The sequence below is a fragment of the Pedobacter sp. AC163 genome (assembly GCF_979258665.1).
This window is the reverse complement of sequence record NZ_OZ409872.1, coordinates 1,368,152-1,393,918: the sequence shown is the minus strand read 5'-3', so window position 1 is coordinate 1,393,918 and position 25,767 is coordinate 1,368,152. Positions and strand designations below refer to the sequence as shown.

At 39.0% G+C, this 25,767-nt stretch carries 23 protein-coding genes; 8 read left to right on the top strand and 15 right to left on the bottom strand.

The annotated features are described in order from the left end of the window. The first annotated feature begins 142 nt into the window (after positions 1-142). Positions 143-1,570: an amidase gene (locus ACZZZK_RS05810; protein WP_463483317.1), complete on the top strand. Its 1,428-nt coding sequence runs from the start codon at positions 143-145 to the stop codon at positions 1,568-1,570. A gap of 38 nt (positions 1,571-1,608) precedes the next feature. Here ACZZZK_RS05810 and ACZZZK_RS05805 read toward each other — a convergent pair whose 3' ends face one another. From ACZZZK_RS05805 to ACZZZK_RS05785, 5 genes are all read right to left on the bottom strand, one after another. Next, on the bottom strand, positions 1,609-2,190 hold the full coding sequence (locus tag ACZZZK_RS05805; RefSeq protein WP_463483316.1) for a Crp/Fnr family transcriptional regulator: 582 nt from the start codon (positions 2,188-2,190) through the stop codon (positions 1,609-1,611). Between the two features lie 154 nt (positions 2,191-2,344). Further along, complete coding sequence (locus tag ACZZZK_RS05800) at positions 2,345-2,701, bottom strand: hypothetical protein (protein ID WP_463483315.1); 357 nt, start codon at positions 2,699-2,701, stop codon at positions 2,345-2,347. A gap of 388 nt (positions 2,702-3,089) precedes the next feature. Then, positions 3,090-3,515 (bottom strand): hypothetical protein, encoded by a 426-nt coding sequence (locus tag ACZZZK_RS05795; protein WP_463483314.1) that lies wholly within the window; start codon positions 3,513-3,515, stop codon positions 3,090-3,092. A 38-nt stretch (positions 3,516-3,553) separates the two neighbouring features. After that, positions 3,554-4,003, bottom strand: coding sequence for a hypothetical protein (locus ACZZZK_RS05790; RefSeq protein WP_463483313.1), 450 nt, complete (start codon positions 4,001-4,003; stop codon positions 3,554-3,556). Between the two features lie 232 nt (positions 4,004-4,235). Beyond that, positions 4,236-4,697, bottom strand: a complete 462-nt coding sequence (locus ACZZZK_RS05785; protein ID WP_463483312.1) for a hypothetical protein — start codon at positions 4,695-4,697, stop codon at positions 4,236-4,238. Positions 4,698-5,337: 640 nt separating this feature from the next. Here ACZZZK_RS05785 and ACZZZK_RS05780 point away from each other — a divergent pair. Continuing rightward, entirely contained in the window at positions 5,338-6,111 is a 774-nt protein-coding gene (locus tag ACZZZK_RS05780; RefSeq protein ID WP_463483311.1) for an NIPSNAP family protein, read from the top strand. 61 nt (positions 6,112-6,172) lie between these two features. Here ACZZZK_RS05780 and ACZZZK_RS05775 read toward each other — a convergent pair whose 3' ends face one another. The 3 genes from ACZZZK_RS05775 to ACZZZK_RS05765 all read right to left on the bottom strand — a co-directional run bounded on the left by ACZZZK_RS05775 (position 6,173) and on the right by ACZZZK_RS05765 (position 7,523). After that, positions 6,173-6,424, bottom strand: coding sequence for a hypothetical protein (locus ACZZZK_RS05775; protein WP_463483310.1), 252 nt, complete (start codon positions 6,422-6,424; stop codon positions 6,173-6,175). Positions 6,425-6,513: 89 nt separating this feature from the next. Further along, positions 6,514-7,155 (bottom strand): DUF3667 domain-containing protein, encoded by a 642-nt coding sequence (locus ACZZZK_RS05770; protein WP_463483309.1) that lies wholly within the window; start codon positions 7,153-7,155, stop codon positions 6,514-6,516. 125 nt (positions 7,156-7,280) lie between these two features. Continuing rightward, positions 7,281-7,523 carry a hypothetical protein gene (locus tag ACZZZK_RS05765; RefSeq protein WP_463483308.1) on the bottom strand — a complete coding sequence of 81 codons (243 nt, stop codon included), beginning with the start codon at positions 7,521-7,523 and terminating at the stop codon, positions 7,281-7,283. A 643-nt stretch (positions 7,524-8,166) separates the two neighbouring features. On the opposite strand from ACZZZK_RS05765, the gene ACZZZK_RS05760 reads away from it, so the two are divergent. Continuing rightward, positions 8,167-8,826, top strand: a complete 660-nt coding sequence (locus tag ACZZZK_RS05760; RefSeq protein WP_463483307.1) for a TetR/AcrR family transcriptional regulator — start codon at positions 8,167-8,169, stop codon at positions 8,824-8,826. 186 nt (positions 8,827-9,012) lie between these two features. Here the strand turns inward: ACZZZK_RS05760 and ACZZZK_RS05755 are convergent, their stop codons facing one another. Continuing rightward, the gene (locus ACZZZK_RS05755; protein ID WP_463483306.1) at positions 9,013-10,056 is read right to left on the bottom strand and encodes a hypothetical protein; all 1,044 of its coding nucleotides are present in this window, start codon (positions 10,054-10,056) and stop codon (positions 9,013-9,015) included. A gap of 239 nt (positions 10,057-10,295) precedes the next feature. On the opposite strand from ACZZZK_RS05755, the gene ACZZZK_RS05750 reads away from it, so the two are divergent. Further along, positions 10,296-10,847, top strand: a complete 552-nt coding sequence (locus tag ACZZZK_RS05750; protein ID WP_463483305.1) for a hypothetical protein — start codon at positions 10,296-10,298, stop codon at positions 10,845-10,847. Between the two features lie 79 nt (positions 10,848-10,926). Here ACZZZK_RS05750 and ACZZZK_RS05745 read toward each other — a convergent pair whose 3' ends face one another. From ACZZZK_RS05745 to ACZZZK_RS05725, 5 genes are all read right to left on the bottom strand, one after another. After that, a complete protein-coding gene (locus tag ACZZZK_RS05745; protein ID WP_463483304.1) occupies positions 10,927-12,201 on the bottom strand; it encodes a purple acid phosphatase family protein in 1,275 nt (424 codons plus the stop codon). A gap of 5 nt (positions 12,202-12,206) precedes the next feature. After that, positions 12,207-15,266 carry a TonB-dependent receptor gene (locus ACZZZK_RS05740; RefSeq protein WP_463483303.1) on the bottom strand — a complete coding sequence of 1,020 codons (3,060 nt, stop codon included), beginning with the start codon at positions 15,264-15,266 and terminating at the stop codon, positions 12,207-12,209. Between the two features lie 110 nt (positions 15,267-15,376). Then, a complete protein-coding gene (locus tag ACZZZK_RS05735; RefSeq protein ID WP_463483302.1) occupies positions 15,377-16,372 on the bottom strand; it encodes a FecR family protein in 996 nt (331 codons plus the stop codon). A gap of 63 nt (positions 16,373-16,435) precedes the next feature. After that, positions 16,436-16,996, bottom strand: coding sequence for a sigma-70 family RNA polymerase sigma factor (locus ACZZZK_RS05730; protein WP_463483301.1), 561 nt, complete (start codon positions 16,994-16,996; stop codon positions 16,436-16,438). 283 nt (positions 16,997-17,279) lie between these two features. Continuing rightward, a complete protein-coding gene (locus ACZZZK_RS05725; protein ID WP_463483300.1) occupies positions 17,280-18,617 on the bottom strand; it encodes a TIGR00341 family protein in 1,338 nt (445 codons plus the stop codon). Between the two features lie 585 nt (positions 18,618-19,202). Here ACZZZK_RS05725 and ACZZZK_RS05720 point away from each other — a divergent pair. Next, complete coding sequence (locus ACZZZK_RS05720; RefSeq protein ID WP_463483299.1) at positions 19,203-19,424, top strand: hypothetical protein; 222 nt, start codon at positions 19,203-19,205, stop codon at positions 19,422-19,424. Positions 19,425-19,723: 299 nt separating this feature from the next. On the opposite strand, the gene ACZZZK_RS05715 is transcribed toward ACZZZK_RS05720, so the two are convergent. Further along, the gene (locus ACZZZK_RS05715; protein ID WP_463483298.1) at positions 19,724-21,154 is read right to left on the bottom strand and encodes a DNA/RNA non-specific endonuclease; all 1,431 of its coding nucleotides are present in this window, start codon (positions 21,152-21,154) and stop codon (positions 19,724-19,726) included. 263 nt (positions 21,155-21,417) lie between these two features. Here ACZZZK_RS05715 and ACZZZK_RS05710 point away from each other — a divergent pair, with 263 nt between their 5' ends. The 3 genes from ACZZZK_RS05710 to ACZZZK_RS05700 all read left to right on the top strand — a co-directional run bounded on the left by ACZZZK_RS05710 (position 21,418) and on the right by ACZZZK_RS05700 (position 25,714). Continuing rightward, a complete protein-coding gene (locus ACZZZK_RS05710) occupies positions 21,418-21,999 on the top strand; it encodes a Crp/Fnr family transcriptional regulator (protein ID WP_463483297.1) in 582 nt (193 codons plus the stop codon). 67 nt (positions 22,000-22,066) lie between these two features. Then, entirely contained in the window at positions 22,067-22,840 is a 774-nt protein-coding gene (locus ACZZZK_RS05705) for a hypothetical protein (protein ID WP_463483296.1), read from the top strand. A 210-nt stretch (positions 22,841-23,050) separates the two neighbouring features. Beyond that, positions 23,051-25,714: an alpha-L-rhamnosidase gene (locus ACZZZK_RS05700; RefSeq protein ID WP_463483295.1), complete on the top strand. Its 2,664-nt coding sequence runs from the start codon at positions 23,051-23,053 to the stop codon at positions 25,712-25,714. Positions 25,715-25,767 lie beyond the last annotated feature (53 nt).

The window sequence follows — 25,767 nt, the reverse complement described above, 5'->3', positions numbered from 1 at the left end:
TTCACCTAGTTGAAAGTTGTGACAAATGTCAACGTCAGTTTGTGTTATCTGACTTCGTTTCCCCTCGCCATTAGTTCTCATTTTTGTTTAAGCACTTCAATGTACTGGTGCTCATTTTTGAACAAGATTAAGCGATATCAATATGAAAACACAAACCAGCAAAACAGATCCAATTTACTATCAGGATGCAAGTACTTTGGCAGATTTGATCCGTAGGCGAGAAATATCACCGGTAGAAGTTGTAAAAGTACATCTCGACCGTATTGAGGCTCAGAACCCAGCTATCAATGCTATTGTCACCGTTGCAGAGCACGCGTTGAAGTCCGCAAAAGATGCGGAAGCGGCAATTATGCGGGGCGATAAAATTGGCCCTTTGCATGGCGTCCCGTTTACGGTGAAAGATTCAATAGATACTGCAAATGTTCTGACCCAGCGGGGTTCGCCGATTTTCAAAGGACGTACTCCAGAACAAGACGCCACCAGTGTTGCACGGATGAAAAAAGCTGGCGGAATCTTGCTTGCAAAAACCAATCTACCAGAGTTTTCTTACTGGATAGAAAGTGATAACTTACTCAGCGGCAGGTCTAACAACCCATGGGACCTGAGCCGTACACCGGGCGGTTCCAGTGGGGGTGAATCAGCCGCTATAGCTGCAGGCATGTCGCCACTTGGCTTAGGCACAGACCTTGCCATTTCGGTACGTGGACCTGCAGCCCAGACCGGGATTGTATCGCTCAAAGCTACACATGGCCGGGTACCCATGACCGGGATATGGCCGCGGGAACCTCGCCGATTCTGGCATGTTGGACCTATGGCCCGAAGTATCCGGGATCTGGAACTGGCTTTTTCTGTACTGTCAGGTGCTGATGGTCTTGATGCTTTTGCAAGCAGCACAGTCGGGTTTGATTCCGGAATGGGTAGCTCACCTCAGCGCAAACTTCGCATAGGATGGATGGTGGGGCCAGGCTTTGGTCCGGTTGATGCTGAGGTGGCCGCTACTGTAGAAGCTGCAGCCGGTGCACTGAAAAATCTTGGCCTTACCGTGGAGCCAGTGAACATACCTGCGCTTGAGCGAGATTTTGCACTTGATGTTTTCAACAAGCTGCATGTGATGGAAATGAAAGAAGCATTCAGGGTGGCTACGGCAGGCAGAAGAGAGGATGAGCTTTATAAAATGGCCAAAACGATGCTCTCCCTGCCCGACACGTCGATGAAAGATTTTATCGCGGCTGAACAGGCGGCTGAGCGGATAAGAGATGGCTTTGCCGGATACTTTCAGAAATACGATGTGCTGCTTACCCACGTGTTGCCAATTCCTGCCCATAAGCATGGTATAGCGGAATTTGTGATCGATGGACAAAAAGTAGATGCAACTTATCTTCAAGGCGCTACTGTGCCGCTCAATATCACCGGCTTACCTGGAATCGCTATGCGTTTCGGCACCAGTAAGGAAGGATTACCGATCGCGGTACAGCTTGTAGGGAGTTGGCAGGCAGAATCAACTATTTTACATGTCGCTTCTTTATTGGAAAGTGTTAGCGAGGTAAATAGTCTCCATCCAATAGCATAAAAAAGGGAGAGGGTTTATCACAAATGATAGTCCCTCTCTTATTTTGGTTTCGTAAACTGTTTTCTGATACGGCTTAAAGTTTCTCTAGATATCCCTAGATAGGAAGCTACCATATGCAAAGGGACTTTATTAAATACCTTGGGATAGGTCTTTTGAAATTCAATATATTTTTCTTCAGCTGAGGCGCTGATCAAGGAATAAATACGATGCTGGCTCGTTTCGTAACCCCGGGCCAGAAGCTTCTCGTAAAACAGTTTCACTGCAGGTATGGTCATCATTAAATGTTCCCAATGCTCTTTCGTCCAGATGATAACGGTGCTGGGCGCCAAGGCTTCAATATTATTTAGCGATGGTGTTCCGTGATTATAGCTCTCCTGATCATTGATCCACCAGTTTTCCACCCCGAAACGCAAGGTATGGTCTGTTCCATCATTGCCGAAACGGTAAAGCCTGAAGCAACCCGAAGAAATGAAACAGTTGATTTTCCATACTTCGCCGTCGTGCAGGAGAGATTGCCACTTGCGTAAAGTTTTCTCCGTGCTAGCCGCACGAATGATTTTTAATTCATCATCTGAAATTTCAACCCAATCACGTAAGTATGCTTCAAATACCTCAAACATGCTCAAAGATAATTAACTAAAGGCAACAATGTTTATAAAATAAATGTATCACTGTCCAAGTTACCGAAGGTTTCAAAAACTGGATGGACCTAAAATAAAAAATGGAAATTTGAGGAATATTACCTTCATTTTGTGAGAAATTTTTTCTCTGATACTAAAGCTCATTTAAATATTCTTTGAGTTCCTCTTTTAATTTATGATAGGTCATCAATTTGTGATCTAAAACAGTGATGGAATCAAAAATTTCGATTACTCCTTCATCAGTTTGCGTAGTCGTCTCATCAATAATTGAAACTACTAATTTATCACCTATTTTCAGATCTTGGGCAGCCCATTTTATGTTTTTCTCCGCTATCGAGTCTCGCCCACTAATACTGACATCTAATGATTCGCTATTGTCGTCCCGCCTAACCCAAGTAACAATTGTTGTTACGACACCAAAATCAGATTCGATCTGAGCGGTGGCGATTTTTTGTCCATTTAAAGTAACTTCAAAAGCTGGTTTATTCATGTTGTTTTATTTGTTTTTGTAATGCCCTAGTACTTTTCTCGGGGTGCTGTCGTTTTGTGAGATTAAATGTTTATGTTGAAAAATCGCTGCCCTACCAAATTCTACCTTTTGTCAATATTGTTGTCTTTCCAACATTATGTAGCGTTAAAAAGAGAAACAAGTGGCTTAATCCTAGTTCATTAATCATAAAACTAAACTTTGAATTATGAGTATTTTAGAAATTATTTAATAAGTGAGTGCACGGTCTAGAACAAGATCCCACCTTTGTCTAGATTATCTTTTGTATTAGCGATCTGGATATCTTAAGGTATCCCAATACCTTAAGCCAATGATTAAATCCGTTCAATATGCGCATCTGGTTTATTCAAATAGGTTTCTCAAATCAAAACTATGGGCAATTTACTGCCCGGTTATAATCAGCCTCAGTAAAAGTGTAGGTGAATTTATAGGTTACATCATTTATACGCTCAGCTTTGTAGTTCTTAATATTTCTAACGCTGTTAATATCTACTTCCTTTATATCTATTAAGCACTTAACGTTATTGAAGCTAATTTTTATATTATTGAAGTTAGCAAGAGGCGTGTTATAATTATCCTCCTGTGATTTTTTTTTACTTATTCTCGCTTGATTTTTAAAAATTGTGGTAGAATTTGGCGATACATTAAATTCCTCCAAACCTTTTTGGTAAGTAATGCTATAGTTTGTTTTATTCACAAAATGGAATTCCCCCACCATTGTGAAATCCTTTACGCAACCTCCTAAAATAGAGATAATGCTAATAATTAAGCCAAATATTAAATAATGTTTCGACATTTGCTTCTGATTTATTGAAATGGCTTACGAGAATAATGCTATGGACAATTTACCGACCGGTTATAATCAGCTTCGGTAAAAGTGTAGGTGAACCTATAAGTTACATCACTTACACGTTCAGCTGTATAATTTTTAATGTTTCTAATACTATTTACATCATCATCCTTAATATTTACTAAACATTTTAAACCATTAAATTTAATTACTAAATCACTACTATAATATTTAAATGGGCTATTATAACTTGAAGCTTCAGGTTTTTCACCTTCACCTCTAGATTTTTCTTCATAAATAATTGTTGATTTTGGCAGAATATTAAATTCTTCTAAGCCTGTATTATAAGTGATATTATAATTCGTTTCATTTATAAATTGGTATTGACCGTATTGGTCGTAAAAGTTATCCTTTACGCAACCTCCTAAAATAGAGACAATGCTAATAATTAAGCCTAAGATTAAATAATGTTTCGACATGTGCTTCTGTACCATTGTCATAATTTTTTATAATGTTATCTTTTCACTCACCCCATGTCGTGGGGATTGCTTCATTGGATAACTTGCGTTTATATTATCATAATATGATATTTCCCTAATTTCTTATTTGTCACAGCATAATCAGGTTAGAATTGAGGCGGGGAAAATTCTTATCAGGTGGATAGTTTGTCGTCATATTAGTTCATTTTTATTTCCAAAACTTCAATCTTTATTCAAAATTTCAAAACTATGGGCAATTTACTGCAAGGTTATAATCTCCCTCGGTAAAGGTGTAGGTGAATTTGTAATGGCCCTCATCAATTTTTTCGATTTGATAACTATTTACATTAATTAAAGTATGTTCGCTTGTTTCTGTTGAAGTAAAGCATTTTTCTCCAATTTTTATTGTAACGGGTATTCTATTTTCTTCCGTTAAATTTATCGGGAGTGAAAAATTATAGCTGTCTGGTGAGATCGTTTTAGGCCCAATCCCTTTAACCTCAAAATAATATTCCCCTCCATTAGCTTCAATTGCGAATTTTTTCTTGGGATAGTCCATTACTATTTTCTTGCTTGTTGAGTTTATATAATGGAATTCAGCATATTGTGCATAATCGACTCTTTTCTTGCAAGAAAAGCCAAAAAAACTCAAGCTAAAAACCCCAAGTAGTAAATAGCGCATCCAAATTGTTTTCTGTGTTATTGTCATAGTTATTTCTAATGTTGATTTTCCGATCTGTACCATTAGCAGCTATATCGAGTGCATTTTGGTTTAAAATTATAAGCGTAGACGACGTATCGATTGTTTCTTTATTGCATCATTAACACGTTCTTCTATAAATTTATTAAACTCTGTTTTGTGATACAAGTTTTTGAGAAGTGAGTTCTTCTAAGCTTTATTTATTACATCTTGATTTGACAAGCTTAGGTTATGCCTGGATAGTTAGCGAATTGTATCCCGAGGCTCTTGAATGGTTCAGCACCTTGTGTAATGATCAGGAGTGCTTTCGATTTCGACAATAGTGAAAATACTAATGGCTGTGGGATCTTTTTTCAGATGTAAATTGTACCACCTTACTTTCGGGGAACTAGTATTGTCTGATGGTTGATGATGATTGAGCGGCCAATCGTGGGGATGAAAGTCAAAAAAACAGCACGGTTTTTAAAACTTAACGTTTCCCTTAAATACCATAGATAGTGATATCAAATTACTTTATGTTAGTATTAGAGTATGATGGTGCACCACCATTTTTGAAATAGATGATTTTCAAATAAGGATTATCGTAAATTTGGACTAAACAAAATCTTATTTATAAAGTTGTAGATGTTAATTTAAATCAGATCATATCGTGAAATCCTTCCTCAAAAGAATCCTTTTTTCAACTGTTGCTTTCATAGCTTTATCAGCTCATGTTTATGCCGTAAAGCAGTCATTTTATTATCAGATTAAAGTATATCATTTTAAAACTGATCAACAGGAGAAAATCATTGATGAGTATTTAAGAACTGCGTTTTTGCCCGCTTTGCACACCGCAGGCATTAAGGATGTTGGTGTTTTTAAACCGATTGCCAAAGATACTTCAGATAGGCTGATTTACGTTTTTATACCGCTTAAAAAGCTAACGGATCTGGATAGAATCAATACGACGGTTGGCAAGGATAAAGCGTTTGCTGAAAAAGGAAAACTTTATTTAAATGCGTCATATAATGAACCGCCGTATACCCGTATAGAATCAATCATTTTGAAGGCTTTTGCTTCGATGCCAGAATATTCGCTTCCAAAACTCACTACACCTAAAAATGAACGGGTTTATGAATTAAGAAGTTACGAAGCGGCAACGGAAAATCTTTCCCTCAACAAAATTGAGATGTTCAACGATTATGAAGTTGCAATTTTTTCAAAGTTGAATTTCAATGCTGTTTTTTATGGGCAGGTGATTTCAGGTGGTAAAATGCCTAATTTAATGTATTTGACAACTTTTAATAATAAGGCCGATCGAGATAGCCATTGGGCAGCTTTTGGTCCTGAATATAAAAAGATCAGCGGTTTGCCTCAGTATCAGCATAATGTGTCCAAAAACGTCACCTTATTTTTATATCCAGCAGATTATTCTGATTTCTAAACAGACAGGCTTTTCCCTCTTTTAGAAGAAGGCTGATGTTAGTAGTTCAAAGATGAATCGCTTAAGTTAACCCTCTATTTTTGACTTCTGCGGCAATAGCTTTGCTGGTTTTTTGGGCCTTAATGATCAGGAACACAAAAAATAAAGGGAAAAAAGTAAAAAATCCAAGCCCGTTTTTTGCTGAGCTATAGATCGCAACGCCCACCAAAGCACCAATAAGTATACAGGTAATAATTAAACTCGATTTTGCTGTTTGATGTTTTTTAAGAAGCTCTTGGTCAGATAGCTGCTTGATTTCCTGTATAGTAATCATAAGGTTAAATTCGATATTGTAATTTACACCATTTAAAATTTCCTGTTTGCCTGAACCACTCGACTAAAATTTGAGGGCGATTGTGCTATCTAATTAATCAGCTTGATCAGTGCCATTGAAAAACCTACCAACACCGAAATAATTAAATAAGAGACAGGGATCATTATTGCTCTTAACAGTTTTGATCTCCTTGAATAACCATAGCCAGTAAAAAACTGGTTATAAAACCAAATACTGTAAAGGAAGCCACCTACCGCTACAAATACATAATAGAAGATTAATAGCGTAGGGATATGCGTGTAAAATATCGTAACTACTGTAAATATTAAAGCAAGAATAAGCTCTACTGCTGTCTTGTAAGAATTCAAGACCAGGTGTTCGCTATAATTAAGTTTAGCTTTTTTGAACCAGAAATAGCTAAATAAAGAGTAAAGGGGGATTAATATCAAAATGATCACCTTTGGGTATTTGGTGGCGAAACCCTCATAGGCACTCATTGTCTGCTTACTGTTCAATGGCATGATGTCTGATAAATGGATTTTTACATATGGCGATAGTAAACTCGAAATGGCCAGTAAAAGAATAATCAAGGTCACAAAACTGAAAAACCTCACCCTTTTTCCCTGAATGAATTCTCTCACGCTATCACCCGGTCTTAAAATCAGCTCTTTTAGTGTAAATAAGACTCCTTTATCAATATGCCAAACACCGTGAATCAGATCGTGTTCCATGAAATGAATTAATGAATAGCGATGAGTGCTTGCTTTTTGCCCGCAATTTGCGCAGTAAGTCCCAGAGGTTTCCGACTGACAATTTAAGCAGGAATGTAGATCTAGATGTTTCGAGCCTTCCACTGTCAATTATTTCTGTTTTTTATAGCAGTATTAAGTTGACTAACTCTCATCAAGATAGGTATCATCACGAGCAGGCAAACTGGAACGATAGCCAGTAAATATGCATTATGTTTGGTAAAGGTTAAGTACAATGCTAAGCTTATGGCTACAGCCATTACCAGCGCATATCCTATAGCAACGCCTTTCATCAGGTTTCGCTGTTTTTTTAGTGATTCGATACTTTGATCTGAAACTTCAGTTTTCATTCGTTTATATTTATTGTTAAAGGCTTAATTCTAAACATTTTATCCTGCTCACCATGTTGGCTTAATAGAGGAACACCATAATTTTTCTGTTAAAACAAGATTGGTAGTGTTTCCGTTTTAACGTCATATCATTCGTTAACGGGCGATGCAAATTCTTATCTGGCAGCATGCTATTCTTCAAATGTTAATCGTTTCATCGTAAAATGTACCAACTTTATTTAACCGAGAAAATCTCATTCAGTACAAAGCTAACGTTATCCAAAACTGTAAAAATGGGTTTCAATAGTAGGTGATGCCTTTACGAATTACGTAAAAATTATAGGGTGCTTCTAGTTATTAATTTCCCAATGCCTGCTTCAAATTTATCAAAATATTATTATATCTCAACATTGAGAGTTAAATTTATTTTACGTTTGTCAAAATCTTAAACAGGTAACAATTTTTTAAAGGAAGGCAGAGATGAATACGGTGAACAAGAACCGATGAGGAATCATCTATCGTTAAACAAAGCCCATAATTTATTCTTGTGATTTTTTAGTTTGGTTCAATAAACACTCAGCTTTCAAGCTTTAGGTTATCATTAGGCAGAAATGAAACAGCCTTTTGTTTAATAGGTAGAAGCTTTGACGGTGCCATGAAAAAAATGCAAATTGCAGCAAAGTTTATTCAAATGGCAAGAAAAGTAACGGATGGCCCGGTCAGGAACAAGGAACGTACCAAGAAAAATCTGGTCGATGCGCTTGGAGAAATTTTAAAAAAAGATGGTTTCTCGGGAGTGAGCATCAGTAGGGTTGCTGAGAAGGCAAAGGTGGACAGAAGATTGATTTATGACTATTTCGGTGGATTAGAGGGCTTGGTGAAAGAATACCTCAATAACAAGGACTATTGGAAAATTAGTCCGGATGAAATCACTGAGATTGTTGAATCGAGTAAAGTAGATGCTGGGAAAGCATTTGCCTACCAGGTTCTGGAAAACCAGTTCAATAGCCTGATGAGTAGCGAGGAAATGAGACGGATCATTACTTGGGGGCTGAGCGAAAAGTCACCTGTTTTAAAGGAATTAGACTCAAAGCGAGAGAATATTGGTGATCAGCTACTGCGTGAGATCTTCGATAAAACCTTCAGTGACAGTGATAAGAATTTTCGGGCAATTTATGCGATATTGATGGGTGGAGTGTATTATCTTACACTTCATAGCAATATGCAGGAAAACCCTTTTTGTGGTATCAACCTTCAAGAGCCATCCGGTCAGGAAGAGATTAAAAAAACCCTCAAAGCAATTGTCGAACTTGCATACACTTGACCCGTTGCATATCAAACTGAATATTAAATAACGTTAATTTAATCCTTTAAGAATAGGGGAGTAGATTAAATCATCGAGTTTTAAGTGTATATTATTATTCCTGAAGTCAAAGATTGCTTTGAACCTTTTTAAGATTTTATTACATAAGACAATTTTATTTTGAATCGCTTAGCCTCACCGCCAGGTTTATTTTTTTACAACCACAATCTTTCGGATAAGGGCAGCCTGGTTTCCATTGGTCAGCGTAACCACACTGCCGTTTTTCCAATATTGTGCTGTTCCGGATGCTCCAGCATCACTGTAACCAGCGACGTAAATGTCGGAGCCTACCACAGCTATGGATTGACCAAAGGCACTTTGAGGACCATTAGATAAAGCGACTGGCACCCCGTTTTTCCAATATTTGGCAACTATGGCATTACTTCCGATGGCTGAGCCAGCAATGTAAACGTCACTTCCACTCACTGCAATAGCAGTACCTCTTACATCGGCAGAACCATCATTGATAAGAACTGGTGCCCCCAGGTTTTTGCTGTAGCGAGTTTGAGACTGCCCTGAACTATTGTAGCTTTCAGACCATGCCATATAAAGATCGTTCCCCGATAGTGTTAAGGCCTGATCGCCGGCTGTTCTTGTTCGATCAGAAAGATCGGTTAATTGTCCGTTCTTCCAGTAGCAGGTAATCGGAGTCAGCCAATCAAGATTTCGTCTTTCGCCTATCACATAAACGTCACTGCCTACAAGGGCAATACCCGATGCAATAGCCTGTTGGTTTTCGTCGGTAAGCACTACCGGCGTTCCATTCTTCCAGTACTTGGCCTGATAGGTTGTTCGCCCGTTAGCGATTTCGTGACCGGCAATGTAAACATCGTTTCCTTGTATAAAAATATCATTGGCATAAGCGTCCCTGGTGCCATCGGTGAGTGATATTGCTCTTCCATTTTTCCAGTATTTTGCTACATATTTTCCAGCTGCATTAATTTCATATCCTACTATATGCACATCCGATCCCAATACCACCATTGCATTTGCATCAGATGAGCCTGAGCCGCTTCCCAAAGTTATGGCATTGCCGTTTTTCCAGTATTTAGCCACATAGCCTTCTCTTCCTGCGGCATAAATGTCAAATGGTGAAGAATCGGGGAGATCCTCAATGCTTCTTTTTTTACATGAGGTGAAGAGCGTAATCAGTAAAAGGAAAAGTAATGCGTTTTGTATCGGTTGTTTCATAAAGATGATATTGGTGTTAGCTGAACAGCAATAACTGGATTTGGTTTGGATTATTTTTCTTCGATCGACGGTTTCAAGGATGAATTTTTTAATACTCAATCTTTATAAAACGAAGATTTATAAATGATACAAACCAGAAAAGCTGATGGCCCTGCAAATCAATGAAATATATATTCGTTCAAGTGTAGCATAAACACATCTGTTCTCGTTTTGATGATAAAATACTAAACCAAAAACCAATGAAAAATATCGCTCTAAAAAACAGTCTTTTATTATTGTTCTTCGTCTCAACTATTTTTCTCAGTTGTAAAAAAGACCTTGGTGTCATTCAACCTAAACCAGTAGATTCTTTTCTTCCAATGCAGGTTGGAAACCTTTGGTATGCCAGCAAAGAAAACTACACGGAAATTCAAGATAGCACGCTGATCAATGGTAAGCTGTTCTACAAGTTTTTCTCCTTAATTGGAGGAGATGGGATCAGTATTTCTTATTTGCGTATTGATGAGCAAGGTAAACTTATCGCTAGTGATCCAAAATATCCAGACTTGAGGGTTATACGAGCCGACTTTAGTGCAAAAGTTGGTGATGTGTTTTTTACCATGGGGTCGGGTACTGATACCGACCAACAGGTTACCGTTACCGAAAAAACAGATTCCGAAATGCGCTTTTCATTCGATTCCATTTATCATCCGAATTTGAAAGGACATCCCTTTGTGGTCGGTTATATTAAGGGGCAGGGTTTTCCAGGAACCTGGACGAAGCTTCGCATTAACGGTGTTCAAATTAAATAACGCAACATTACAACGCTCCAATCAAAATTGAAAATGGCCACAGATGAAGATCTGAGCCATTTTTATTTAGTTTTTTTTATTATTTGTTCTTTCTCAGATCTGTAAATTCCGCTGCTTTGTTTTTAGAAGTTTTCTTCAGCTTAAACTGATCAAACACTTCTCCAGATGCTTTGTAAGCCGTATAGTTCAAATCGTCACCATTTACAGAAATGATTTGGAAGAGCTGCGTATCTTCGGCAAAAACATCCATCCATTTTGGGTTAACATCCACCTTGTACATCTTCGGTCCAGCTACTGAAACCACGTACATCGGTCCGCCTACTTTGCCCGAAGTTCCAAAAGGCAGGTTTTGACCACGACTATAGGTGTGATCATGTCCTTGCAACAATAAATCGACATGGTATTTATCAAAAAGTGGTTTAAATAATTCTCTGAATTCTTTATTATCACGCCCTTTTGCCGTAGAATAAATTGGGTGGTGATAAGTGATCATTGTCCATTTTTTGGGATTATTTTTCAAGACATCCTCAAGCCACTTTGCTTGCAATTTTAATGAGGTAGAATCCAGCACAATCATTTGCGAGTTGAGCGAGATTACCCTCACATTCGAATAATCTATATAATACACTGATTCTTTTAACTGTTCAGGACCGTTTTCTGGTAGTGTGTATTGCGCCTGCCAATGCGGATCTAAAGTTAACGTACGCTGCTCATCTCTAAAATATTCGTGGTTTCCCGATGATGGAATACTCGGGATCATCCCATTGATAAAACCTCCACCAAAGTGCCACTCGCCCCATTCATTATCGTTGTTTGATCTGTTGATCAAATCTCCGGCATGAACAATAAAACGGGCATCGCCATGTGTGGCAAAGGCCTTTCTAATTACTCTCGACCATTTTGAACGGATATCGTTCTGTGCATCGCCAAGGTAAATAAAAGAAAAGGGCTTGTCTGTAGCTGGTGCAGTTTTAAACTGAAACCATTCACTCCAATTTTTACCATCGCCAACCCGATAGGTGTATAAACGATCTGGTTGCAAATCGCTAAAAGTGATGCTGTGATAATTTGCCGATTGGTATTCTTTGCCTTTTAAAGTAGAAGTGACTGCTTGATATTCCTTCGCATCCGGCTTTTCTAATTTTGGCGAACTGCTTTCCAGCAAAATCTGCCCGTAGCCTATACTTACTGTGCTATCTGTTCTCCAGGTAACCGACTGAGTGGTTTTAGGATCGCCAGACCAGGTGAGGATGATCCGATCGGGAAAAGGACCTGCGTTAAAATTTTGTGCCTTAACCTGGTTGTAAATGGCGGTAGATATTAAAAGGCTTATGGATAAAATAATTTTTTTCATTTTCATTATTGGAAAGGAGTGTATTTGAAGCCGAGATTGGCCCATGATGAATAATATTTGTGGTCGTTCGGGCGTCCATCACCATAATCGAGTATGATTTGGGCGTTATTGATGTTGCTGATTCCCATGAAAAGGGAGAACTTTTTGCTGATCTTTTGTGATGCTGAAAAGTCTAACTGCACTCTACCTTTTTCCATCAAATCATTTGCTTGCACCTCTGCCAGTTCGGAGATAAAAGTATCGTAGAAATTCACAGAAATACGACCAGAGAAACCATATTTCTCATAAGACAAAGAAGCATTTCCAACCTTCGGGCGCATAGATGGGAGTCTAACCGTTCTTTCGCTAACTATTCCAGGAACAGTAAACTTAGATTGAATTTGAGTAAAGTTACCGTAGACACCAAAGCCATTTAAGAAACCTGGTAAAAAGGTAAGCTGTTGCTGCCAGGCAATTTCATAGCCGTAAACATGCGCATTAGCACCATTAACGGTTTGTGTTACCTGATAGCCATTAAACTGCCCGCCTACCTGGGTGTAAATACTTTCGAAAATATAGTTTTCTATGTTTTTGTAAAATACACCACCCGAAATTAGACCAAGGGATTTTAGATAATGCTCAAATAAGAAATCGACATTTGTGGATGTCGCTTGATCAAGATTCGGATTACCGATTTTCATCCGTTTTCTTCGAGGTTCCACTTCCTGCCACGGTACAAGATCGTAATAACCAGGACGGGAAAGTGATCTGGTTACTGCAGCCCTAAAATTGGTTCTCGAATCCAGAGCATATTTTAGATTTAAACTCGGGAAAAATCCAGCGAAAGATGATTTCGTGTTCACCTTATTGGTACTCACATAATTACCGGTGTTATCAAAATTTACAATATTTCCATTGTAATTGAAACCGGTGCGTTCGTAACGCAAACCAGCAATAATATCAAACTTGTTTAAGGTTAGTTTTCCCATTCCGTAACCCGCGGCCAATGTTTCGCTACCATTGTAAGTATCTGGGTCGGTGTTCTGACGGATATAGGTGGTGTTATCTACAAAAAGTGATTTGTTGTTTTGGTAATATTCTTCTACCAGATAACCATCGGCAATTGCTCCCGAAAGGTTATAATTGCCATCGAAATATTTCTCACGCTCATAGTTTCCAAGGAAGTTGGAAAGCGATAGTGTCCCTGTTTTTAAAGTATATTGATAATAATCTCTGGTGTGGTCGTCTTCTTTATACTTGTAGCGTCCTCCAAACTTGACCATCAATTTATTTTTTTCGCTCAGATCGAAAGTGCGTTGCAAGTTTGCCGATGCCTGACCATCTTTGTCATGGGCAATCTGATGGCGGTTGGTGTAATAGTTTGTTTTATAATTTGCGGCATTGTTGGCATCTACATTTCCAAAATCAAATTGAGGGGCTCTAGGATTAGATACATCCAGCGCAGCTGAAAGACCTGTATTGCTGAAATAACCATCAAAATATAGCGGTTGATCGTATAAACCGGTGGAGTAAGTAAAGTCTACGTTCGCTTTCCAGTTATTAAAATCGGTTTTATAGCCTAATGAGAAACTGGTCAAATCGCGGTTGTAATTTCTCGGCGAACCACTCGAACCAATGTTTACACCGGTTACGTGGTTGATATCGGTGTAATCGCCAATGCTGTAACTTTTCGTTCCTCTGGTTTGAAGTTCATAAAACTTATTGAAAGATCCTCGCAGGTAAATCTGGCTTTTCTCCGTAGGGAAAAAATCGAGCTCTGCTTGCAAGCCCAGGTTTTCACGTCTTAAATCAGAACCTTCAAGTTCTAAATTGGATAACAACACTTTTTCCTGTCCATTAATTTCATAGGTATCATAATCTTTTTGAACGCGATCTTCGCCTCTAAAGCTCTTGCTGTAATTAACCCCGGCAAGGTATGCCCATTTGTTATTTCGCTTTCCGTAGGTGATGGAACCATCGATGTTTTGCTTATCTAATAAGAAATTATGACCGAATGAACCTTTTACCTGAAGTTGTTCCTGGCCCTGTTTTGGTGTTTTAGAAATAATATTTACCGATCCTGATGTGCCATCAGCATCCATATCTGGGGTGAGCGTTTTGTTGACTTCAATGGCTTCTACCGTAGAAGATAAAATTCCATTTAAATCTATTTCCCTGGAACTTGTGGAAGTGGAAGGCAATCTGTTGCCATTCAGCGTTACCGAGCCCATAGATTGATCAAGCCCTCTGATGATGATGTTTCGCGGTAATCCGTAACTGTAATCCATGGCAATTCCAGGAACTCTTTGCATCGCCTCACCAACTGTTGCATCCGGAAAACGTTCAATTTGTTCTTCAGAAAGCACATATTTAATGTTATCTGCATTTCGCATGCTACTTAATGCAACCGCCTCTCCACGTCTAATCCCATTAATGGTGATGCCTTTCATGTCGTTATTCAATCCCGAAATTTTTAGCTCAACATTGGTGATTTTTCCATCTTCAATACTTACTGTATACTCACTGGGCGAATAGCCAATATAATTTACGGCCAGAACTGCTTTACCTACCGGCACATTATCGATAATGAAATAGCCATTTACATCCGTGATAAATTTTCTGTTGGCGCCTTTTAATACCACAGTTGCATAAGGTAAAGTTTTATCGTTCTCCTTATCCTTAATATAACCCACTATTGATCCGGGTTTTGCAATCTTCCGCACCTGAGGTTTGCTTTTAATCATCACCATTCCATTTTCTTCAATCATGATCAGTGAATTTTTTTGCAGTAATGATTCAAGAATTATTCTGGCAGTTTTCTGGCGATCGATAACAGTTACTTTGTTTTCGGTAATAGCAGAATTAACGTAAACAAAGCTTACGCCTGTTTTATGCTCAATTTCTTTAAAGGCAACTTTCAATGAAACGTTTTTCAGTTCAAGGTTTATTTTTCTATCCAATCCGGTTTGTCCATTGGCCGAAGAAGCCTGCAACAGGTTGATAAAGAGGATAGAGGTAAAAGCGTAAATCAAGCTTATTCGCATAATTATTTTCACAGAGCGGCTAGCCCCATTAAAATTTTTCATAAATTTGGGTGTGTTTAAATGTTCGTATTTATTCATATTTCCAGATCAATCGACGGTTCGTGGCCATTGATCGATCCTATTAAGGCCGTTTCCTATCTGGGATCGGCTTTTTAGTTTCCGTTACATGCGTTTCCTCCTTTTACATAAATAGTTTGATCGATTTGTTTGATATTGATGTTCATTACAGTTTGTATCGTTTTGAGAATCGTTTTTAAATCCTTATTCTCGAATGTAGCATTGAGCTTACAAGAGCTTTGTTGATACCCTTTGGTGTCAAAGTTTACTTTGAACCTTCTGGCTATGGTTTCCAATGCCTCCATTATTGGCGTTTCGTCGAAAATAAGCGTACCACTTCGCCAAGCATCTACATCGTGATTACTTGTTACCGCAGCAAATTGTCCCGTTTGGTTGTCGAAGGAAATCTGATGATCCGGCAGGAGAAAGATGGGAGCAGAAGTTGGCGAACCGCTCTTCAATACGCCGACTTTACCCGTTTTTACCCCGATTTGTATCTGCTTTTCATTTTGGTATGCCCTAATGTTGAAACTTGTGCCAAATACAACCGTTTTAATTTTACGGCTTTCTACCACAAAAGGTTTGGTTGGTTGGTGTTTCACATCAAAAAAAGCCTCGCCCGATAGCTGAATAATCCTTATGGAATCTTTTAACATGTCTTTCTTGTACCGAATCGAGCTACCCGCATTTAGATTTACTTTTGATCCGTCTGGAAGATTAATCTCCAGTAGCTTTCCTGCCGCTGCGGTTTGAGTAATGTATGTTGAGGTTTGTGGAATAATACTTTTTCTGTAGAACAAGCTGCCCAGCACCAATAAGGCACCAATACTGGCAGCAGCCAAACCATATTTCCAAACCGACCGCAGTGTTAGTTTTGGAGCAGTGTTGGAATGTTCTAACTCAAATTGAGGAAGATCTTCACTTTCTTCTGGCATGAGCTGCCCAGTCATTTTCCAGATTTTTTCCGCTTCGTTAAAGGTATTTTGGTGTTCAGGATCTTCTTCAAGCCAGCTATTTAATGCCTGCCGGGAATTGATCGTCTCTGTATCTGTAAATCTTTTGATGATGTTATTCCAAATTTCGTCTTTCATGGTCGTTTGTAGGTACTCATGATGAAGGACAGATTTGAAAGCAGAAAATACGGGCTGGCTAGATTAAGCTTCTGTTAACTGTTCGTTACAGAAATGTTTAGCCTGCTCATGGATAAATCTCATGCTTTTTGCGAGATGATCCTCTACGGTTCGGTGCGAAATCTGCAGGAGTTCTGCAATTTCTGCGTAACTAAAACCCTCTATGCGGTGCATCCGAAAAACCAGTTGACGCTTTTGTGGTAATTGCGAAATGGTTTTTTGTAGAAAGTCCATTTGTGCAGATTCGGAAGGTGGAAATACTGCGGGTTGCGAAAGATCAGAAAGAACCGCTAATTCCTGGCTCTCCAGGTATTGAATTTTTTTCCTTTTGTTGCTGGAGATTTGATTGAGTGCGGCATTTTTTACCGCTTTAAACAGATAACCCTTTATATTTTCGATATCGTTTTTCTGGCTACTGAGTTGTAAAAACACATCGTTGACAATGCTGCTGGCTTCTTCAGAATCGTTGAGATAGTACTCGGCGTAACCGCGAAGCAAGATCGACCAGCGTTTATAGAGCATTGCTAAGTCGCCAGAATGATTGTTCTGGTGCTTTATTTGCCAATTTTTTAAAGAATTTTCCACCAGGTGCTTGTCGGCACAAAGATGCCTGCGACGTATTACCAGGATATTAATGCAATGTTATCTGTTTGGCTTTTTTGATGGATTGAAATTCGGAAATTGTTGGTCATCAAACCTGAATATGCGTAGCATCGTTCAAACCCTAAATATGGTTTTTAAGAGCTTAAGGTTTGTCAATGCAAAGAAAATATAATAGATAGCTAATTAAAAAAATATCAAACTTGCAATTAGCTTTTTTTTTGGTATTACGTAACTCCTAACGATGATTTGTTATCCGCTAAATATTTTATTTCGGTTCAAATATCGTTTTAACAGTATCTACCTTCAGTCTTTCTTTTAACCACGAACGTATGCGGAGCTGGTTTGTAGCTGTAGGTATTTTCGAAACTTCGGCGCTAAAAAGTGTTAATGTATCTTTAACTGGCGTATCCAACCGGTTGATTACGACATGAGAAAGTACGTAGCTCTTGATTTCTGGAAAAAGGGGAATCAATTCGGCCCTAATCTCTGGCAACGGCTGAGAAAATTTATCAATTTTGACAGTTTTACCGGGTTGTTGTTCCTTTTTAAAAACATCTTCCATAATACTCGCCTTTATTTGTGAGAAATCAATTTCTTGCCGGGCGTTAAGTCCTTGTCTTATTTTTAAGTTCGTTCCTTCCAGCTTATACTTTTTAAGATTACCTTTTAAAGTATTTATAAGTTGTTGTGGAAGTTCGGCGCCAATTAACAACAAGTCTATCTCTTTTTCGCCTTTTGAGTAACGAAGGTTTCGGTTAATCACCTGTGTTGTTTTGAAATTAAACTGTTCACGAATGAAAGTCTGCGCATTGCTTTCAAAAATACTTTTCTGTACAATGCCATAAGCGAGATAAATGCTTGGAATAATAGTGACAAGAACACTGATAAGGATATATCTCGATACTTTTTTCTCTACCCCGGGGTCTTCAAAATGTTTTTTATCGAACTTTAAAAAACGTACAATAAGATAAGTAGAGATACAGATAAAAATACTATTGATAAAAAACAGGTAAAGCGCACCAAAAAAATAAAGCCAATTGCCCATTGCAAGGCCGTAGCCAGCTGTACAAAGTGGCGGCATCAGCGCTGTTGCTATAGCTACGCCCGGTATCACATTACTTTTTTCTCTCCTTGTGGCGGCTATAATTCCTGCAAGTCCTCCTGTAAAAGCAATGAATACATCCCAAATAGAAGGAGTGGTTCTGGCTAGCAGTTCGCTCTGCGCCTCGTGTAGCGGGGTAATATAAAAATATATGGTTGAAGTAATAATGCTAATGATCGTGGCAATGAGTAAGTTTCTTCCTCCCTTTTTAACGAGGTCAAAATCATTCGTTCCAATTCCAAGGCCTATACCCATTATTGGACCCATTAGCGGTGAAATCAACATTGCACCAATAATCACTGCTGTGGAATTCACATTCAGTCCTACAGATGCAATAATGATCGCAAAGATAAGTGTCCAGAGTGGGCCACCTACAAAGATGGAGTTTCTTGAAATCGAATCCACCACTTCACTTTCATTGGCCTTATCAATGTGCAAATTGAAGCGTTTTGCAATGAAAATTTTTATCGCTCCTCGTATATCGTCACTTTTATTTTCCATATTATATTAATTGTGTATAGTAAGGGTTTCAATCCCCGCCCGTTTGGTTGATCTCAGGTATGTTATTATTTTGTGTTTGCTATATTCAATTTTTCTTGGTGATCATTTAACCTCATTAATATTTTGAACTCTTACCCCGGGCATGCGGCTGAAAATATCCTGCATGTATTTTCTATGGTTTGCACCTGCAAACACTACCACTGTTTTAACACCTAAGTTTGTGTGCTCTAGATTTGAACGAAAATATTGGGAGTAAAATGAATACATATTTCATGTTTAAATTTTTGCGGACCAAAGGTTAAAATGATACAAAGAAACTTGAATTAATAGCAGCACAGTTGGTCGATGGCATCTTCAAGTGATAAGGCTTTCGAGTATGCACAACGATAGTTTGGAGCGCTAAGAGCACATAGAAGAGAAACTGTAGACTTAATTTTTCCATAGCTAATGGAGTTAAAGATAAGAAATTTCGCAGCAAAGAGATTTATTGTGAACCAACTTTCTAAACCCTGTAGGTTTATTATTTTCTAGACTATGTTGATAAACAATTTTCTTTATGCTAAATAATTTAGTAATTTTTGCCTTATGAATTTCAAGGCAGCAACAACGTTAAAAGAATTAAAAATCGGGAGTGAAGTGGTCGTGATTAGTGGTGTTAAAGGTGAAGAAGGATTATATAGAATTATGATTAATCAATCTTTTAAAGGTTACATACAAAAAAGAATGGGTGAATTTTACCGCATCGACGGTTCTAGCATCCACGATCTTATCTTCGCAAGGATTGCGAATTTTATGATGAGTGAGTAATGTTTCTTAGCCAGCGTTTTCATCAGCTGATGAAGGGACAGCTTCAAATATTTATTCCTTAAGGTAAATATTAATCACTTTATCCAAATAGTGATGGATGATCAGGCAAGTAAATATCGATTACTATTCAGCTTGACTGTGAAAGAGGCTGTATCATAAATAAAAAATGTCATCCTGAGCCTGTCGAAGGGCTTGCGAAATATGCTTTTTGAGGCGTTTCGACAAGCTCAACGTGACAAGATTCAAAGATAAACTGATTTATGAGACAGCCTCTGCAGTTAGAAAAAGATTTTTATGTACTAGTTTCCTGGATCTTTCACCTTTTCCACTACATCCTGGATGTTTTGCGGTAAGTTAGAAAGCAAGTTGTAGCCTGTAGCTGCTTCGATGTCTCTTACGGATACTATGTAATCTTTCCAGCTTGCACTGGTGCTGTTAATGTTGGGTGTATTGATGGCAATTACCCTGGTTGAAGAAGTTACACGACTTAAATCGTTATCACCTGTTTTCAAAAGTACAGCCACTTTCCACACGTTAGCCGGAACAGTTACTTTTCCGCTGTTGATGGTATTGACTACCGATGCGCTTGCCGAACCAATGCCACCGGTGCCATAGCTTCCCATAATCACATAAACTTCATAACCATTTAATGCCTGGCCACGAAGGTAACTTTCAAACGATTCCCAGGTTTTCTGGTTGTTATTTGGTGCTTGCGGGATCATGTTGGTCATTAAAAAAGTTGCGGAGTTGGCAGTGCTGGAACTGGTGCGGTCACCGCTCGGACAATTGTGCCCTCTATCGAAACCAGAGCCAGAATAGCTATTGCTTTGCACCTGGTACCAATTTGTTGGGAGTCCGGTGTATGAAGCGAAATCATCTTTTCTGCTTGCCGTTCCATTGAAGTTATTTGGATCTAAATGCCAGCTTACCCAGTTCGGAATACCGCGGGTCATGCTATAACTTTCTACATAATATTTTTGATCAATCAGATAATTCTCTGCGGAGACAACTGAAGCGAGGGCGCCGGAAGGATTGCCAAATAATAAGTTGGAATTATCTCCTCCAGCAGGTGGGGCATCGGCACCAGCTTCTGGTGTTCCTCTTCCAGGGGTTGGGCTAGTGGAGTTTCCGTTATCTGCAGGATCAGTATCAGGTGCACCTTCCGTAATGCCTGGATCGCCAGTGCCTTTAAAGATAATGTCATCAATATTGATTCTTGTGGTACCGGCTTTTTTAATCTGAAAACGAATTTTACCGGTGGTACTTACTTTGAACGAATCGGTTATCAGGGTAGTGCTGGTTTCGGCAATATCTGCACCCATCTGGGCGTAGGTTTTGCCACCGTCCGTGGAGGCCAAAAGTTGCCAGATGGAGTTGGTATCTGTACCGTATTTGGCATGAGAAACATAAATCATTTTAGCGCCTGCGATGTCAAAGTTCATGGAGAGGTAACCCGTTCTCAACCTCACCGATTTTGCACCGTTTTTGGCATCGGCGGCAAGGTTGCCGATTAGTGCATCACTCATAGTCCATTTCCCTGTTAAGAGCTGAACACTGTCTAATGCGTAGGCACCTTTAGTACCAGATTCGAAAGTTTCGGTAATGGAATAGGTTGTAGGTGGTTTGGATGGGAGGGTTGGCTCGTCTGTAATGTTGGTTTTTTTCGAACACGCGGATAGCAGCAGGATTGCAACAAATCCGGAATAGATTGGGATGTTTTTAAATTTCATTGTTTTTTAAATGTCTATTGGGATGCGTTAATTAGATCATTTAAAATAAAAGGCGAAGGTATAAACAAAATGGACTCGTAGCTCAGTTAGTTCTCAACAGCAGAAAGCCTGGTAAGTAGCGTCAGGACATTGGGTGGTCATCCGTTTAAAAGTTTTGATAACTGTTAATTTGAGATTGTAAATCCATCCGCTTTATTAAGGAGTTTTGATTGATGATCTATCATAAATACATTTTATCTTTACACAAAACGTAGCTGCGGTTTATGGACGAAAATGTCATCAGTGCTTTGACTGAACTGGTTGATTTTGATCAGGAGGAACTCCTTCTGTTCATGAAACGCCTTAAACGGCGAAATGTAAAGAAGAATGAATTTATCCTCAGTACCGGAGATATTTGCAAGTCTATGGTTATTATCAATCGTGGCGGATTGCGATATTTCACCGTCACTGAAAAAGGCGAACAAAGCCATTGGTTTGCTTTTGAAGGCGAGTGGCTTGGTGACTATGAAAGCTTTTTGACGCGGCAACCTTCGGCCAGTTTTATCCAAGCCCTGGAAGATACTGAAATTTATTGCCTCAGCTATGACGATATGCAGGAGCTTTATTCACTGGGTGCCAGGTTCGAGCGCTTTGGAAGATTGATTGCCGAAAACCTTTTTATTAGTATTGGGCGCTCCCGATATGATCTCGCCAATTTGTCTGCAGAAGAGCGATATCTTAATCTTATTAAAGCCTACCCAAAAATATTGAAAAGAATACAGATCCAACATGTGGCCACCTACCTGGGCATACACCCTCAAAGTTTAAGTCGAATCAGGAGAAATATTGCGGGCAGGAAAATTTAAAACGTCGACCGGAAATAAGTAACCTAGGTTATTTTTGAATGCTCTTCTTTTAAGCAATTTTGCCCCAATGAAAACATTGTTGAATTTAATCAGGCATCGCCAAAGTGCTACTCAGTTATTATTTTATTGTGGTGTTATTCACCTGTTGTTGGCCCTGTTTTTCCTGGTACTATTGCCCTTTGAAAACCGGGTAGTGCTGGGCATCAATTTATGGATTAAGCCACTTAAGTTTGCGCTTTCCATAGCCATTTATTCGCTTACCTGGGTGGTATTGCTGGGTTACATCGAGGGAGAGAAGATTAAAAAATATTTTGTCAAGTTTACTGTTTTTGCAATGAGCTTCGAGATGCTGTGCGTTGCCACTCAGGCGGCGAGGGGCGAGCTATCTCACTTCAATCAGACAGGCACCTATAATATCATATTATATGCATTGATGGGGGTTGTCATCGTTTTACAAACGATATTTTCGCTCGCTTTATCGATCCGGTTTTTTAAACCGTTATCATCAGCATTACCCGAAACTATGGTTTGGGCCATTAGATTAGGGTTACTTATCTCTATTTTTTTTGCTTTTCAGGGTGGCTTTATCGGTCAACGGATGGCGCATACCGTTGGCGCTCCTGATGGTGGGCAGGGAATTTGGTTTTTTAACTGGAGCATAAAGCATGGAGATTTAAGAATAGCACATTTTTTTGGCTTACACGCTTTACAACTTTTGCCTGCCTTCGTATGGATTTTCAGAATCAAAAACAAAGTTCCAGTCATCGTTTTCGGGTTGTTTTATTTTGTTTTTGTAAGCTTGCTTTTTTATTATGCCTTGCTCGGTAATGGATTCGCATAAAGAATTATTAAGTCTTGTTTTGATATTGAAACAAAAAAGAGACAATCGTTATTATCGATAGTTGGAAGATAATTGAGTTTAATATTTTTATATTCGAGCCATTGCTAAAACGATTGATGTGATTTTATTTGCTCTTGAGCCTATATTTTCCATCAAGCTTTTATTAACCAAATCAAACTAATCAGGCATCAAATAGCTGGATCAAAAACGATGAAAAAATCCGTAAGCAAATTAATTCTCCTTTCGTTCATACTCACGCTGACAGTACAAGCTGTTGCAGCGGCAGAAATAATTGGTCTTCAATGTGATCATTTGGTGCGGCCCATTGGTATTGATAATCCAGAGCCAAGGCTATCGTGGAAGATGAATGACGATAGAAGAGGCGCTTTGCAATTGAGCTATCAAGTTATTGTGGGCACTGATTCGCTTAACCTAACTGGGAAGCTTAATGTTAACTGGGATTCGGGTAAAATATCGTCAGGCAGCAACTTAGTGGTTTACAAGGGTAGGGCTTTGCGGCCGTTTACAAAGTATTACTGGAGGGTTTTGGTAGCTGACAAAGATAATAAACTGATTTCTTCAACGATTTCAAGTTTTGAAACAGGTATGATGGGGATGGAAAACTGGCGAGGCACCTGGATTAGCGACAGAAATGACGTTGATACCAGACCGGCACCGTATTTCAGAAAGGTTTTTGATTCCGGTAAACAAATCAAGTCGGCAAGGGCCTATATTGTTGCATCGGGTTTGTACGAACTTTATTTAAATGGCAAAAAGGTAGGTAATCATCGTTTAGATCCCATGTATACCCGTTTCGATAGAAGAAATTTATATGTAACTTATAATGTTACAGCACAGCTTAAACAGGGAAAAAATGCGGTTGGTGTGTTGCTAGGGAATGGCTGGTACAATCATCAGGCATTAGCGGTTTGGAATTTTGATAAAGCACCGTGGAGAGCACGGCCGACTTTTTGCCTCGATCTTCGGATTACTTACACCGATGGTTCAACTGATATCGTAACCTCGGGTAATGATTGGAAAACGAGTTTGAGCCCCATTATATCGAACAACATTTACACCGCCGAACATTACGATGCCCGCCTGGAACAAAAAGGCTGGAACACCGTAGATTTTGATGATTCGAAATGGAAAGGTATCACTTTAAGGGCTTCTCCTTCCAGAAAAATTGTGGCTCAAAGCATGCATCCCATTCGGAACGTAGAGGAAATAAAGACAAAAAAACTGCGCAAATTTAATGATACCACCTATCTTTTTGATTTGGGAAGAAACATCGCCGGCGTATCAAAACTAAAAGTATCAGGACCAGAAGGAACAGTAATTCGGTTAAAACATGCAGAAAGGTTGGATTCGAATGGTCGTGCAGACTTATCTAACATCGATGTTTATTATCGCCCTAAAGATGACAAAGATCCCTTCCAGACTGATATTTTTATTTTAAAAGGCAGTGGCGAAGAAGAGTTTATGCCCTTGTTTAATTACAAAGGTTTTAGGTATGTTGAGGTTACCTCGAGCAAGGTTATTAAGTTGGAAGAAAAAAGTTTAGTGGCTTATTTTATGCACAGCGATGTACCTGCGATAGGTAAAATTTCATCATCAAATCCATTAATTGATAAAATTTGGTGGGCAACAAACAACTCCTATTTATCAAATTTATTTGGCTTTCCAACGGATTGTCCTCAACGGGAAAAGAACGGATGGACGGGCGACGGGCACTTTGCTGTAGAAACCGGCCTGTACAATTTCGACGCCGTAACAGTTTATGAGAAATGGATGGCTGACCACCGCGATGAGCAGCAGCCAAACGGTGTTTTACCAGATATCATTCCAACAGGCGGATGGGGTTACGGCACTGCAAATGGAACCGATTGGACCAGCACTATTGCCATCATTCCCTGGAATATTTACCAGTTTTATGGCGATACTAAAGCGCTTGCAGATAATTATAAAAACATTAAACAGTATGTAAATTATATCAACAGCACAAGTAAGGATGGTTTAACAAGTTTTGGCAGGGGAGATTGGGTGCCCGTAAAATCTACATCGAACCTGGAGTACACTTCATCGATTTATTTTTATGTTGATGCTGATATTTTAGCGAAAACGGCAAAACTGTTTCATCACCAGAACGATTATTTAACCTATAGCGCCTTGGCGGCAAAAATAAAAAAAGCCATCAATGATAAGTACTTCAATTCGGAAACGGGAATTTACGGTTCGGGTGTGCAAACAGAATTGAGTATGGCTTTGCAGTGGAATATAGTAGCTGATACCGATCGCCAGCGGGTTGCCGAAAATTTGGCGAAAAGAGTAGCTGCAGATGGTATGCACATAGATGTTGGCGTTTTAGGGGCCAAAGCGGTTTTAAATGCGCTAAGCGACAATGGACAAGCCGAAACGGCTTACAAGCTGGCCTCGCAGGATACTTACCCGGGCTGGGGTTGGTGGATTGTAAACGGTGCGACTACCTTGCTCGAAAACTGGGATATGAAAGCCACAAGAGATATTTCTGATAACCATATGATGTTTGGTGAAATAGGTGCCTGGTTTTTTAAAGGGATTGGCGGAATCAAAATTGATGAACAAAATCCTGGGTTTAAAAACATTCTTTTACGACCACATTTTGTTACAGGTTTAGATCATTTTACGGCCAGTCACGAGAGCACTTACGGCACCATTTTATCGTCATGGAAGCGGAATGCCAAGGGTGTTAAGTACGATGTTAAGGTTCCGGCGAATGCTACAGCTAGTGTTGAAATTCCTGTTACCAATGGAAAAAAAGTATACTTAAACGGAAAGCTGATTGCTAATAACATCAATATTTCAGCCGGTAGCTATTCTTTCGAAGTGAGGTAGCTTATTGTTGATCATTGTATTATACGATTGAAAAGCTTTGCAGAAGACAACTT

What these genes read in the sequence shown, in the direction of transcription:
- ACZZZK_RS05810 (WP_463483317.1), top strand. Translation starts at nt 143, where the DNA reads ATGAAAACACAAACCAGCAAAACAGATCCAATTTACTATCAGGATGCA.
- ACZZZK_RS05805 (WP_463483316.1), bottom strand. Translation starts at nt 2,190, where the DNA reads ATGTTTGAGGTATTTGAAGCATACTTACGTGATTGGGTTGAAATTTCA.
- ACZZZK_RS05800 (WP_463483315.1), bottom strand. Translation starts at nt 2,701, where the DNA reads ATGAATAAACCAGCTTTTGAAGTTACTTTAAATGGACAAAAAATCGCC.
- ACZZZK_RS05795 (WP_463483314.1), bottom strand. Translation starts at nt 3,515, where the DNA reads ATGTCGAAACATTATTTAATATTTGGCTTAATTATTAGCATTATCTCT.
- ACZZZK_RS05790 (WP_463483313.1), bottom strand. Translation starts at nt 4,003, where the DNA reads ATGGTACAGAAGCACATGTCGAAACATTATTTAATCTTAGGCTTAATT.
- ACZZZK_RS05785 (WP_463483312.1), bottom strand. Translation starts at nt 4,697, where the DNA reads ATGACAATAACACAGAAAACAATTTGGATGCGCTATTTACTACTTGGG.
- ACZZZK_RS05775 (WP_463483310.1), bottom strand. Translation starts at nt 6,424, where the DNA reads ATGATTACTATACAGGAAATCAAGCAGCTATCTGACCAAGAGCTTCTT.
- ACZZZK_RS05770 (WP_463483309.1), bottom strand. Translation starts at nt 7,155, where the DNA reads ATGGAACACGATCTGATTCACGGTGTTTGGCATATTGATAAAGGAGTC.
- ACZZZK_RS05765 (WP_463483308.1), bottom strand. Translation starts at nt 7,523, where the DNA reads ATGAAAACTGAAGTTTCAGATCAAAGTATCGAATCACTAAAAAAACAG.
- ACZZZK_RS05760 (WP_463483307.1), top strand. Translation starts at nt 8,167, where the DNA reads ATGCAAATTGCAGCAAAGTTTATTCAAATGGCAAGAAAAGTAACGGAT.
- ACZZZK_RS05755 (WP_463483306.1), bottom strand. Translation starts at nt 10,056, where the DNA reads ATGAAACAACCGATACAAAACGCATTACTTTTCCTTTTACTGATTACG.
- ACZZZK_RS05750 (WP_463483305.1), top strand. Translation starts at nt 10,296, where the DNA reads ATGAAAAATATCGCTCTAAAAAACAGTCTTTTATTATTGTTCTTCGTC.
- ACZZZK_RS05745 (WP_463483304.1), bottom strand. Translation starts at nt 12,201, where the DNA reads ATGAAAAAAATTATTTTATCCATAAGCCTTTTAATATCTACCGCCATT.
- ACZZZK_RS05740 (WP_463483303.1), bottom strand. Translation starts at nt 15,266, where the DNA reads ATGAAAAATTTTAATGGGGCTAGCCGCTCTGTGAAAATAATTATGCGA.
- ACZZZK_RS05735 (WP_463483302.1), bottom strand. Translation starts at nt 16,372, where the DNA reads ATGAAAGACGAAATTTGGAATAACATCATCAAAAGATTTACAGATACA.
- ACZZZK_RS05725 (WP_463483300.1), bottom strand. Translation starts at nt 18,617, where the DNA reads ATGGAAAATAAAAGTGACGATATACGAGGAGCGATAAAAATTTTCATT.
- ACZZZK_RS05720 (WP_463483299.1), top strand. Translation starts at nt 19,203, where the DNA reads ATGAATTTCAAGGCAGCAACAACGTTAAAAGAATTAAAAATCGGGAGT.
- ACZZZK_RS05715 (WP_463483298.1), bottom strand. Translation starts at nt 21,154, where the DNA reads ATGAAATTTAAAAACATCCCAATCTATTCCGGATTTGTTGCAATCCTG.
- ACZZZK_RS05710 (WP_463483297.1), top strand. Translation starts at nt 21,418, where the DNA reads ATGGACGAAAATGTCATCAGTGCTTTGACTGAACTGGTTGATTTTGAT.
- ACZZZK_RS05705 (WP_463483296.1), top strand. Translation starts at nt 22,067, where the DNA reads ATGAAAACATTGTTGAATTTAATCAGGCATCGCCAAAGTGCTACTCAG.
- ACZZZK_RS05700 (WP_463483295.1), top strand. Translation starts at nt 23,051, where the DNA reads ATGAAAAAATCCGTAAGCAAATTAATTCTCCTTTCGTTCATACTCACG.